Origin of the sequence: Amycolatopsis sp. AA4, from assembly GCF_002796545.1 — a bacterium.
Classification (GTDB): domain Bacteria; phylum Actinomycetota; class Actinomycetes; order Mycobacteriales; family Pseudonocardiaceae; genus Amycolatopsis.
Window position 1 is genome coordinate 4,755,241 of the sequence record NZ_CP024894.1, and the last position, 11,694, is coordinate 4,766,934.

Here is an 11,694-nt window from a genome sequence, read left to right on the forward strand (position 1 = left end):
TGCCGGAAATTGTCGGTGGGGGGTGGGATGCTCTTCGAGTCAGCCCCGGAGGGGGTCGGAACGGGAAGAGCGGCAAGGAAAACGTGGGGGACGAAGCAGCGGCGCGGTGGAGCCCGGAGAGGGTGCTCGAACTCGCGCCGGACGCCGCGTCGGCGAAAGCCGGACGCGGCCAGGCAGCACCGGCGAAGTGGGCGGACGCGGGTGCGTCCGGCCGTGCCGTCTGGGGCGCGTGCCAGGGCAGCGGGAAGCGGCCGTACCAGACGACGGTGGAAACGGCCGCGCCCGCGTTCCGGTGCACCTGCCCGAGCCGGAAGTTCCCGTGCAAGCACGCGCTGGGGCTGCTGCTGCTCTGGGCCGACGGGCAGGTCCCCCGCGAGGAGGAGCCCGGATGGGTGCGGACGTGGCTGGACGAACGGGCCGCCCGGGCGGAGCGGGCCGAGAAGAAGACGGACGCGCCGAAGGATCTCGAAGCGGCGGCCAAGCGGGCGCAGGAGCGGCTCGCGCGCGTCACCGCCGGGGCCGCCGAGCTGCGCGGATGGCTCACTGACCGGGTGTCGGCGGGGTTCGCGACGTTCGAACGCGGCGGTGCCGACGAGCTGTACTCGGTCGCCTCGCGCATGGTCGACGCGCAAGCTCCCGGGCTGGCGAACGGCCTGCGCCGGGCGGCGGCGCTGGTCGGCCGCGGCCGCGACTGGCCGGATCGGCTGCTGGCCGAACTGTCGCTGGGGTACGTGCTCGCGGACGCGGCGAGCAGGCTCGAAGCGCTGCCCGCCGGGCTCGCCGACACCGTACGGACGCGGCTCGGGTTCTCGGTCAGCACCGCGCAGGTGCTGGAGTCCGGCGAGCGGGTGCCGGACCAATGGCTGGTCACCGGCGCGATCGACGAGGAACAGGATTCGCTGCGCAGCAGGCGCACGTGGCTGCGGGGCAAACGCAGCGGACGGGACGCGCTGGTGCTGTCGTTCGCTCCGCCCGGGCGTCCGCTGGACAGCTCGCTGCCGCCCGGGTTCGTCGTCGCGGGAGAGCTGGTGTTCCACCCGGGCGCGGTGCCGCTGCGGGCGGTGTTCGACCACCGGGAGGAACCGGTGACTCCGGAAAGCGGGCCGGTCGGCGGCACGTTCGCGGCCGCGCTCGCCGGCCACGCTGCCGCGCTCGCCGCTGATCCGTGGCTGGACCGGTGGCCGGTGCTGGTGAGCGAGCTCCGTCCGGCCCGGCACGGGGAGGGCTGGGCACTGTCCGATGTGGACGGTGCGGCGCTGCCGCTGGTGTCTGCCGTGGATCCGTGGCCGCTGCTGGCGGTCGCGGCCGAGCGGCCGGTCACGGTGGCCGCGGAGTGGACGACGGCGGGGTTGCGGCCGTTGAGCTGCTGGCATCGCGACGGGATGGTGCGGCTGTGAGCGCCTGGAACGACCTCGTCAGCACCGTCCTGCTCGGCACCCGCCGCCGAAGCGTCGACCTCGCCGGATTGCCGCCCGGAGTAAGGGAAATCGCCGCACCACGGACTGAGCCCGCGGACCAAGCGCTCGTCGCGGCGGCGGCCTGCACCGGCTATCGGCGCGCCGGGCAGCGACCGCTCACCGGCATCGAACCCGAACCGGCGGCCGCCGAGGACACCCGGCCGCTGATCCCGGCCGTGGCGCGGGCGCGGCTCGTGCACCTGCTTTCCGCCAACCGGCCGGAGCTGGTCGAGGAATGGCTGGTCACGGTGGCGGACAAGGGATTCCGCGTCCCGGCCGAGCGGCTGCCCGCACTCGCCGACGCGGCGCGGACCCGGGTGTCGCTGCGCGCGCCGCTCGCCGCCGTCGCCGGACCGGTCGGCGCGTGGCTCGGCGAGCGAAACCCGGATTGGGCGTTCCTGGTCGCCGCCGCGGACGACACCAGCGACGACGCCTGGCAGTTCGGCACCGCCGCGCGCCGGCAGGCCTGGCTGGAACGCGTGCTCGTCGCCGATCCCGCCCGCGCGCGGGAAGCGCTCGCCGCGGCCTGGGGCAGCGAACCGGCCGACGTCCGGGCGACGTTCCTGACTCTGCTCGGCGAGCATCTCACCGCCGAGGACGAACCGTTCGTCGAAGCCGCGCTCGGCGACCGGGCGGCCGGGGTGCGCGAAATCGCGCTGCGGCTGATCGGCCGGTATCCCGATTCCGCGTCCGGCGAGCGGATGATCGAACGGCTGCGCGCCTGCGTCACCGTGCGCAGCCGCTCGCTGCGGGCCGACGTCCTCGAGTTCACCCCGCCGGAGCCGGACGAGAGCCTGATCCGCGACGGCATCCGGGTCCCGCCCGGGCCCGGGCAAGGCACCGCGCGGCTGCGCGCGATCATCGCCGCCACTCCGCTGCGGTTCTGGGCCGAGTACGGCACTCCGGGCGAACTGGCCGGGATGCTCGTCGAAGGCCCGCCGCTGAACGTGGTGCGCGAAAGCTGGGCGACCGCCGCACTTCGGCAACGCGACGAGCAATGGGCGCAAGCCCTCGTGGAGGCCGAACCGGGCGGACGCAGCACTGCCGCGCTCATCGGAGTGCTGTCGCCCGGACAACAGGCCGCCACGGTCGCGAAGCTGACCCGCGGGCTGCCGGTCGAAGCCCTCACCCGGCTCATCCTGGACCTGCCGCAGCCGTGGCCCGCCGCGCTCGGCACGGTGCTGCTCGACTGGGTCGCCAGACAGCGCGACCACCGGCTGGTCGCGCACGCGGCCGCGCTGATCGCGAAAGCCGTGCCCGTCGCCTGCCTCGGCCACCCGCTGGCCGAGATCCCGCTTCCCGGCGAGGCCGCCCCGTGGCGGCGCGCGGTCGCCGAAACCCTGTCCTTCCGCCGTGAAATGCACAAGGAGCTCGCATGACGTCCCCCGTTCTCCGGCCGCACGCCGAAGCCGAATACGCCGGCGAACTGGCCGCCCTCGCCGCGGCCGACGACCGGGCGAAACCGCCGTCGTGGCGGCTTTCCCCGTGGGCGGTGGTCACCTACCTGCTCGGCGGGAAACTCGACGACGGCACCGAGATCAGCCCGAAGTACGTCGGCCCGCGGCGGCTGATCGAGGTCGCGGTCGCCACGCTCGCGACCGACCGCGCGCTGCTGCTGCTCGGCGTGCCGGGCACGGCGAAGACGTGGGTGTCCGAGCACCTCGCGGCGGCGATCAGCGGCGACTCCACGCTGCTGGTCCAGGGCACCGCGGGCACCTCCGAGGAGCAGATCCGCTACGGCTGGAACTACGCGCGGCTCATCGCCGAGGGGCCGAGCGACCAGGCGCTGGTCGAAAGCCCGATCCTGCGCGCGATGCGCGACGGCAAGGTAGCCCGGCTCGAGGAACTCACCCGCATCCCGGCGGACGTGCAGGATTCGCTGATCACGATCCTGTCCGAGAAGACGCTGCCGATCCCCGAACTGGGCTCCGAGGTGCCGGCCCGGCCCGGGTTCACGCTGGTGGCCACGGCGAACAACCGGGACAAGGGCGTCAACGAGCTGTCGAGCGCGCTCCGGCGGCGGTTCAACACCGTCGTGCTGCCGCTGCCGGACACCGCCGAGGCCGAGGTGGACATCGTCCGGCGGCGGGTCGGTCAGCTGGGGGCCGCGCTGTCGCTGCCCGCCGAAGCCGCGGATCTCGCCGAAATCCGCCGCGTGGTCACGGTTTTCCGGGAGCTGCGGGCCGGCCGCACCGAAGACGGGCGCACCGCGGTGAAGACCCCGTCCGGCACGCTGTCCACGGCGGAAGCGATCAGCGTGCTCACCGGCGGTCTCGCGCTGGCCGCGCACTTCGGCGACGGCGTGCTGCGAGCGCAGGACGTCGCGGCCGGGATCCACGGTGCGGTGGTGAAGGATCCGGTCGCCGACAGCGCGATCTGGAGCGAGTACCTGGAGACCGTGGTGCGCGAGCGGGAAGGCTGGGCCGACTTCTACCGGGCAGGCCAGGAGATCGCCGGATGACCACTCATCTCCTCGGGATCCGGCACCACGGTCCCGGTTCGGCGCGGGCGGTCGCCGCCCGGCTCGTCGAACTGGAGCCGGACGTGGTGCTGATCGAGGGACCGCCGGAAGCGGACCAGCTCGTCGATCTCGCCGCGGACGACGGCATGCGGCCGCCGGTGGCGCTGCTGGCGTACGCGTCCGACGACGTGTCGCGCGCGGCGTTCTGGCCGTTCGCGGTGTTCAGCCCGGAATGGCAAGCCCTGCGGTACGCCGCGGCGGCCGGTGTTCCGGTGAAGTTCTGCGATCTCCCTGCGGCACACCAGTTCGCGCTCGGCGAGGAGCGGACCGCGCCCCGCACCGATCCGCTCGCGGAACTGGCCGCGGCGGGCGGGTACGACGACCCGGAGCGCTGGTGGGACGACTTCGTCGAGTCCCGCCGGGGCGAGGAATCGCCGTTCGAGGTGATCGCCGACGCGATGACCGCGCTGCGCGAGGGCGACCGTCCGGACGATCCGCACGAGCAGCGGCGCGAGGCGTACATGCGGAACGTGCTGCGCAAGACGCGGAAAGAAGGCTACGAGCGGATCGCCGTGGTCTGCGGTGCCTGGCACGTGCCCGCGCTGGCCGATCCGCTGCCGCCCGCGTCCAGGGACCAGGCGGTCCTCAAAGGACTGCCGAAGCGCAAGGTCGTGTGCACGTGGGTGCCGTGGACGCACGGCAGGCTTGCGTCGGTCACCGGCTACGGCGCGGGCGTCCGCTCCCCCGGCTGGTACCACCACCTGTTCAGCACCCCCGGCGACGTCACCACCAGGTGGCTCACCGCCGTCGCCGGAGTGCTGCGCGAGGAAGATCTGCCTGTCTCCACCGCGCACGTGATCGAAGCGGTGCGGCTGGCCGACACCCTGGCCGCATTGCGCGGCCGGTCGTCCGCCGGACTGGCCGAGGTCGACGCCGCCACCCGCGCGGTTCTGTGCGGAGGCGACGACGTCCAGGCCGACCTGGTCACGCGTCGGCTCGTGGTCGGCGAACTGCTCGGCGAGGTCCCGGACCACGTTCCGCAGGCGCCGCTGGCCGCCGACCTGATCGCCACCGCCCGCCGCCTCCGGCTCAAACGCGAACCCCAGGCGCGCGAACTGGATCTGGACCTGCGCACGCCCGGCGGTCTGGACCGCTCGCGCCTGCTGCATCGCCTGCAGATCCTCGGCATCCCGTGGGGCGAACCGGAACCGTCGTCGGTGCGGAACAAAGGCACCTTCCGCGAAACCTGGACCCTGTGCTGGGAACCAGGTTTCGAGGTCGACCTGGTCGCAGCCGCCGTACACGGAACCACCGTGCCCGCCGCAGCGACGGCTGTCGTGCGCGAAACCGTCGCCGAAGCTCCTCCGCTCGCCGACATCACCGCCGCGGTCGAGCGCTGCCTGCTGGCCGATCTAGGCGACGCGCTGCCGGAAACGCTCGCTGCCCTGGACACCCGTGCCGCCGCCGACGCGGACGTCGCGCACCTCATGTCCGCGTTGCCTCCGCTGGCCCGAGCCACCCGCTACGGCGACGTCCGCGGCACCGACACCGCACAGCTGCAAGAAGTCGCCGACCGCATCCTCACCCGAGTCTGTGCTGGTCTCCCGCCCGCCGTGCACGGCATCGACGAGGAGGCCGCCGCACAGTTCTGCGAACTGATCGACGACGTCCACGAAGCCACCGACCTCCTCGGCGACGCGGCCCGCGACCGCTGGTTCACCGCGCTTGCCCGGCTGTCCACCCGCGACGCCCTGCCACCGCTGCTGGCGGGCCGCATCGTGCGCCTCCTGCACGACGCCGACCTGCTCGACGGCGCCGAGGTCGAACTCCGGCTGGGCCGCATGCTCACCCCCGGCATCGCCCCGACGGACGGCGCGGCCTACGTAGAAGGCTTCTTCTCCGGCGGCGCGCTCCTGCTGGTCCACGACGAACGCATGCTGCGCGTCGTCGACACCTGGCTGTCCTCGATCCCGCCCGAGGTCTTCCCCGAGGTGCTTCCCTTGCTGCGCCGCACTTTCGGCGCCTTCGCCGGTCCGGAAAAACGCGCCATCGGCGAACGCGCCGCCACCCTGTCCGGCACTCGCCGCACCGAACCGACGGTCGCCGAAGACCTGGACGAGATCCGCGCCGCAGCCGCCTTGCCGGTCTTCGCCACCATCCTGGGAGCCGCCTCGTGAGCACCGAACGCCTCCGCCGCTGGCGCCTAGTACTCGGCGGCGATTCCGACGGCACCGGCCACGCACTGTCCGAAGGGGACACCGGCGTCGACAACGTGCTGGCCGCGCTTTACGACGAGCGCCCCAAAAACCCGCGCAGCAGCGGCGACCGCAGCGGCGGACTGCAAGCCTCCGCACCGCGAGTCGCCCGCTGGCTGGGCGACATCCGGAAGTACTTCCCCGGCTCCGTCGTCCAAGTCATGCAACGCGACGCCGTGGACCGCCTGGGGATCACCCGGATGCTGCTGGAGCCGGAACTGCTCAGTGCCGTGGAACCGGACGTCCACCTGGTCGGAACGTTGTTGTCCCTCAACAACGTCCTGCCCGAAGAGACGAAGGAAACCGCACGCGCCGTCGTGCGCAAAGTCGTCACGGAACTCGAGGAACGCCTGGCCGAACGCACCCGAGCAGCAGTCCGCGGCGCACTGGACCGCGCCGCCCGCACCCAACGCCCGCGAGGCGCGGACATCGATTGGGACCGCACCGTCCGCCGGAACCTGAAACACTACTCCCCCGAGCTGAAAACCATTGTGCCCGAACAGCTTTTTGGCTTCGGCCGCCGAGAACACAGCGTCCGCCGCGACGTGATCCTGGCCGTCGACCAGTCCGGCTCGATGGCGGAATCCGTGGTGTACTCGGGAGTTTTCGGTGCCGCACTCGCCTCGATGCGCGCCCTGAGCACGAAGTTCGTCGCCTTCGACACCGCGGTAGCTGACTTGTCGGATCACCTGGACGACCCGGTAGACGTCCTCTTCGGCACCCAACTCGGCGGCGGCACCGACATCAACCGCGCATTGGCGTACTGCCAAGGCTTGGTGGAGCGCCCCGAACAGACCCTCCTGGTGCTGATCAGCGACCTGTACGAAGGCGGAGTACGAGACGACCTCCTGCGCCGAGTCGCGGACCTAGTCGGCTCCGGAGTGCAGGTGGTCACGCTGCTGGCACTGTCGGATTCCGGAGCGCCCTTCTACGACCACGACAACGCGGCCGCGCTCAGCGAACTGGGAGTTCCCGCTTTCGCCTGCACGCCGGATCTTTTCCCGGACTTGATGGCCGCCGCGCTCCGAAGGGAGGACTTGACCCGCTGGGCCGCGTCAGCGACCGCGCAATGACCCAGACCGTCGCCTGGGTAGCTCGACGGAAGCAAACTGAGGCAGCGGGACATAAGAATTGTCTTGCACCAGCACAAGCTTTGCCTGCGGACGGTTTCGCCGGTGCTGCCGGACGGAACGACTTGCCGCCTCTCCCGCTGCGCCACGCCATCGGACGTCGACCATCGCGCGGATTCCCTTCCGCTCATCCGCGCGGAACGCGTTGCCCTGCCTGGGTTTCAGCCCTGTCGTGAGCAACCGCGAGCCAAGCGCTGGGCTCCGCTTGGAGGTTCCGCTCGCGATTTCGCCCAGCCAAGGTGGCCACGTTTGCCCGCTCAAGTCTCAGCCCTATGCCCCGCCCGATCCAGCAACCCGCTCCCCGACCCGCCTCCCCAAGCCCAGCAAAACTCACCGCTCAGCCCTCACCTCACTCCGGCGTGAACCGCCGAGCCGCTTCCCAGCCGAGCTGACCACGCCCCCCGGCCCCGATTCCGAGCCACCGACCGACCCCCAAGGACACGCTCCCCCGCCCCGCTTCCGCCAAACCCGGCAAGACTCATCGACCCGCCCGCATTCTGTTGCGGAAACGCCGAGCCACCGAACGGCCCCAGCTCCTCCCCGCCGAGCTGAATACCTCGCCCCGCCCGACCCATCAGCCCTATGCCCGCGCCGCGTTTGGGCCCGACGCCGAAGGCACGAAGGCTTCGGAGACGTCCCGGATTCCCGGCCAGCCCGAGCCTCCGCGGCGGCGGGTGTGTCACCATCGGGAAATGGGAACCACGCCCGGCTCGCCACCCGATGCGCAGCTTTCGCAGTTGCGGCAGCTGCGCCTGGCCAAGGACGCCATGGACCGGGACTGGGCCGCGCCCCTGGATCTGGACGCGATCGCAGCCCATGCCGGGTACTCGCGTTACCACTTCGTGCGGCTTTTCCGGGCCGTGTACGGGCAGACGCCCGGGCAGTACCTGAGCCGCCGGCGGATCGAGCGGGCGGAGGACCTGCTGCGGACCGCCAACCTTTCGGTCACCGAGATCTGCACGCTGGTCGGGTTCAGCAGTCTCGGCTCGTTTTCGGCGAGCTTCAAGAAGCACACCGGACTGACCCCGAGCGAATACCGGGCGCGCCATGTCCGGCAGAACTCGGCCCTGGTTCCCGGGTGCTACGCGCTGCTGTGGCACGGCGGGTTCAAGGGACTGGGACCAGGCGCCGAAAACGAACCTTGAGTGACGGGCCACCGAACCGCGTCCCGGCCAGGAAACCGAAGCCAGGCGCGAGAACGCGGGCCGCATTCGGAAACGACACCGAAGCCCGGCACGACAGCCCAGCCGACACCCGCGAACGGCACCGAAACCCATCGCGACCGCGTGGCCCGCACCCGCCAACGACCGCCACGCCCGGCGCAACAGCACAGCCCGCATTCGCCAACGGCACCCAGGTCCGCCACCACAACGCGACCCGCACCCGTCAACGGCACCGAAAACCACCGCTACAGCGCAGCCCGCACCCACCACCCAAGCCCGTCTCGACAGTGCAGCCCGCCGCCAACGGCACCCACGCCCGTCACCACAACACAACCCGCACCCGCGAACGGCACCGAAGTCCGTCGCAACGGCACAGCCCGCACCCGCGAACAACCGCCCAGTCCGTCGCAACGGCGCGGCTCGCACCCGCCAACAGCGCTCCAGCCCGCCACCACAAGTAGCCCCTCGCCAACGACACCGAAGCCCGTCGCGCGGACGGTCGCTCGCGCCGTCTGGCTCGCCGGGGCCCAGCCGCCGCATCCCGGGGGGATCGAACGGCGGCGACCAGCCCGTCACCCCACGATGTCGAATTCATCGCCCTCCGGGTCCTGCATGGCAGCGGCGTAGAGCCCGCGGTCCGGTTCGTCATTGATCCGCAGCACGGTGGCTCCGGCTTCGACCAGGCGGTCCACTTCGGACTTGACCTGTCCCGCGCGGACATCCAGCGGACCGTCCCGGCCGCCGCCGACCTTCAGGGCGAAGGGCCACCGGTCTTGGCCGCTTTCGGCTCCGGAACCTCCTGGAACCACACCCGCGGTCCCCGTCCCCGGCCCCGGGCGGCAGCTCCGCCTCGGGAACTCCCATCGCCGCCCAGTGCGCGCGCCACTTAGCAGTGCCTCGGCCCAGAAGGGCACCATCTTCGGGGGATCAGAACAGTCGATCGTCAACTGCAGCGTCAGGTCCATGCCCGGAGCATTCCAGACAGGTACGACAAAAACACCGCTCCCCGTCCGCTCGGCCCGCCCCGCCGAGGACCGCAATTTTCGAGAAGTCCGGCGGCCCGGGAGTGGCTACTGTCGATCACAGAGAGCGGGCGAACAGCGCCCGCCGGGCACAAGGAGTCACTGTGATCAAGGGCCTGTCCATCGCCAACGTCTGGGTCCTCGACCATGACCGGGCCAAGGAGTTCTACACGGAAAAGCTGGGCCTCGAAGTCCGCACGGACCTGACGATGGGCGACGGCGGGATGCGCTGGCTGACCGTCGGGGCCAAGGACCAGCCGGACCTCGAGATCACGCTGATGGTCCCTGGACCGCCCGCGCTCGATCCGGAATCCGCTGAAGCGCTGAAGAAGCTCGTCGCGAAAGGGGTGCTGGGAGCGGGGGTCTTCGGGACCGACGACATTCACGCCGACTACCAGACCTTGAAGGCGCGCGGGGTGGAGTTCGTGCAGGAGCCGCAGGAGCGGCCCTACGGCACCGAAGCCATCTTCCGCGACGATTCCGGGAACTGGTTCTCCTTCACCCAGCGGCGGGAGAACCTGGATCTGGACAAAGACTGGAGTTGCTGACAGGCCAACGTGTCGCCCGGGGCTGAAGGATTTCGGCGGGACCGCGATGTTCCAGCCAGGTCGCCAGGAAGCTCGGCACGGGGAGCAATGCCTCCCCGCCCAGTCGTCCCGAATGCCAAGCCTCGAACCGAGACGCCGGGAGACCAGAAAGCCAGAAGAACAGGAGGTCAAGCGCTACGACTCCGCCGCCCGAACCGCAGGACTCCGTCGTCCACTCGGCTCAGGCGCAGATCCGCCGCGTCCAGCAGGTAGTTCTGCCGCATCAGCCACGGGCGCCGGTCGCCCTGGCGGGGCAGGGCGGAGGCGGCGCGGGTCAGGTAGCCCGACGTCAGGTTCATGATGGGGCGCCGCCGGGCGGGCGGGAGCGCGGGCGGGTGCGGCACACAGGTGTCGAAACCGTTGCGAGACAGGTGGTTCAGCACGCGGCACACGTACCGGGAAACGAGGTCCGACCGCAGGGTCCAGGAAGCGTTCACGTAACCGATGCACCACGCGAGGTTCGGCACCCCGCCGAGCATCATTCCCTTGTACACCAGCTGTTCCGAAGGGTTGATCACCTCGCCGTCCACGGTCAGGTCGATTCCGCCGAACGCGATCACGCGCAGGCCAGTGGCGGTGACGATCACGTCCGCGGGCAGGTGTGCGCCCGATTCCAGCGTGATGCCGTCGGGCGTGAAGCGGGCGATCCGGTCGGTGACGATGTCCGCCTTTCCGCTGCGGAGCGCTGCGAAGAAGTCCGCGCCGGGCGTCAGGCAGAGGCGCTGATCCCAGGGCTGATACCGGGGCGAGAAATGCGGATCAACGGGTATCGAGGCGGGCAACTGCTTCGCGGCCGCGCCCCCCAGGAACGCTGCCGTGCGGCGGGGCAGTCGGCGTGAGACCTGGTAGAGCAGCGTGGCCACCAGGACGTTCTTCGCTCGCACCACACGGTAGGCAAGCCGGGAAGGCAGGACTCCCCGCAGGCGGCGGGCGAGCGAATCTGTCCGCTGGCGGGCCAGGACGTAGCTGGGCGAGCGTTGCAGCATCGTCACGGACTTCGCCGTCGAAGCCAGTTCCGGCACCAGGGTCACCGCGGTGGCGCCGCTGCCGATGACGACCACGCGTTTGCCGGAGAGGTCCAGCTCTTCCGGCCAGAACTGGGGGTGCACGATCTCGCCCCGGAACGAGGCGCGGCCCGGGAAGTCGACGACGTGGCCGTTCTCGTAGCTGTAGTAGCCGCTGCACAGGTACAGAAAAGAACAAGTGAACGGGACGATCTCGCCGTCGTGCGAGGCTTCCACCGTCCAGCGGGCCGAGGCGGACGACCAGGACGCGCGGACGACCCGATGTCCGAACCGGACGTGCCGGGTGATCCCGTGCTCAGCGGCGGTCTCCCGGAGGTACTCCAGGATCTCGGCGCCGGACGCGATCGCCTGTTCCTTGCGCCACGGCCGGAACGGGTAGCCGAGCGTGAACATGTCCGAGTCGGAGCGCACGCCCGGGTACCGGAAGAGGTCCCAGGTTCCGCCGATCGTGTCGCGCGCTTCGAGGATGGCGTACGTCCGGTCCGGCGCCTGCTGCCGCAGCCGGCAGGCCGCGCCGATGCCGGACAGCCCGGCTCCGACGACCAGGACGTCGAAATGCGCCACGATTCCTCCCCGCGAGAAGCGACTCCGCCC

The 11,694-nt window shown here is 71.2% G+C and carries 9 protein-coding genes; 7 read left to right on the forward strand and 2 right to left on the reverse strand.

The window, feature by feature from the left end; translation table 11 throughout:
- Nucleotides 1-83 precede the first annotated feature (83 nt).
- The 6 genes from CU254_RS22120 to CU254_RS22145 all read left to right on the forward strand — a co-directional run bounded on the left by CU254_RS22120 (nucleotide 84) and on the right by CU254_RS22145 (nucleotide 8,448).
- Complete coding sequence (locus CU254_RS22120; RefSeq protein ID WP_037714458.1) at nucleotides 84-1,397, forward strand: SWIM zinc finger family protein; 1,314 nt, start codon at nucleotides 84-86, stop codon at nucleotides 1,395-1,397.
- Nucleotides 1,394-2,836 carry a DUF5691 domain-containing protein gene (locus CU254_RS22125; RefSeq protein WP_037714460.1) on the forward strand — a complete coding sequence of 481 codons (1,443 nt, stop codon included), beginning with the start codon at nucleotides 1,394-1,396 and terminating at the stop codon, nucleotides 2,834-2,836. The genes CU254_RS22120 and CU254_RS22125 overlap by 4 nt, the downstream gene beginning before the upstream one ends.
- A complete protein-coding gene (locus CU254_RS22130; protein ID WP_009079517.1) occupies nucleotides 2,833-3,918 on the forward strand; it encodes an AAA family ATPase in 1,086 nt (361 codons plus the stop codon). Before CU254_RS22125 ends, CU254_RS22130 begins: the two co-directional genes overlap by 4 nt.
- Nucleotides 3,915-6,095 (forward strand): DUF5682 family protein, encoded by a 2,181-nt coding sequence (locus tag CU254_RS22135; RefSeq protein WP_009079519.1) that lies wholly within the window; start codon nucleotides 3,915-3,917, stop codon nucleotides 6,093-6,095. Before CU254_RS22130 ends, CU254_RS22135 begins: the two co-directional genes overlap by 4 nt.
- Nucleotides 6,092-7,246, forward strand: a complete 1,155-nt coding sequence (locus tag CU254_RS22140; RefSeq protein WP_009079520.1) for a VWA domain-containing protein — start codon at nucleotides 6,092-6,094, stop codon at nucleotides 7,244-7,246. Before CU254_RS22135 ends, CU254_RS22140 begins: the two co-directional genes overlap by 4 nt.
- 749 nt (nucleotides 7,247-7,995) lie before the next feature.
- A complete protein-coding gene (locus tag CU254_RS22145; RefSeq protein WP_009079521.1) occupies nucleotides 7,996-8,448 on the forward strand; it encodes a helix-turn-helix transcriptional regulator in 453 nt (150 codons plus the stop codon).
- A 590-nt stretch (nucleotides 8,449-9,038) separates the two neighbouring features.
- On the opposite strand, the gene CU254_RS22150 is transcribed toward CU254_RS22145, so the two are convergent.
- On the reverse strand, nucleotides 9,039-9,431 hold the full coding sequence (locus CU254_RS22150; RefSeq protein ID WP_158688060.1) for a VOC family protein: 393 nt from the start codon (nucleotides 9,429-9,431) through the stop codon (nucleotides 9,039-9,041).
- A 161-nt stretch (nucleotides 9,432-9,592) separates the two neighbouring features.
- Between CU254_RS22150 and CU254_RS22155 the strand changes: the two genes are divergently transcribed.
- Nucleotides 9,593-10,036: a VOC family protein gene (locus CU254_RS22155; protein ID WP_009079523.1), complete on the forward strand. Its 444-nt coding sequence runs from the start codon at nucleotides 9,593-9,595 to the stop codon at nucleotides 10,034-10,036.
- 167 nt (nucleotides 10,037-10,203) lie between these two features.
- Here CU254_RS22155 and CU254_RS22160 read toward each other — a convergent pair whose 3' ends face one another.
- Nucleotides 10,204-11,667 (reverse strand): NAD(P)/FAD-dependent oxidoreductase, encoded by a 1,464-nt coding sequence (locus CU254_RS22160; protein ID WP_100266845.1) that lies wholly within the window; start codon nucleotides 11,665-11,667, stop codon nucleotides 10,204-10,206.
- Nucleotides 11,668-11,694 lie beyond the last annotated feature (27 nt).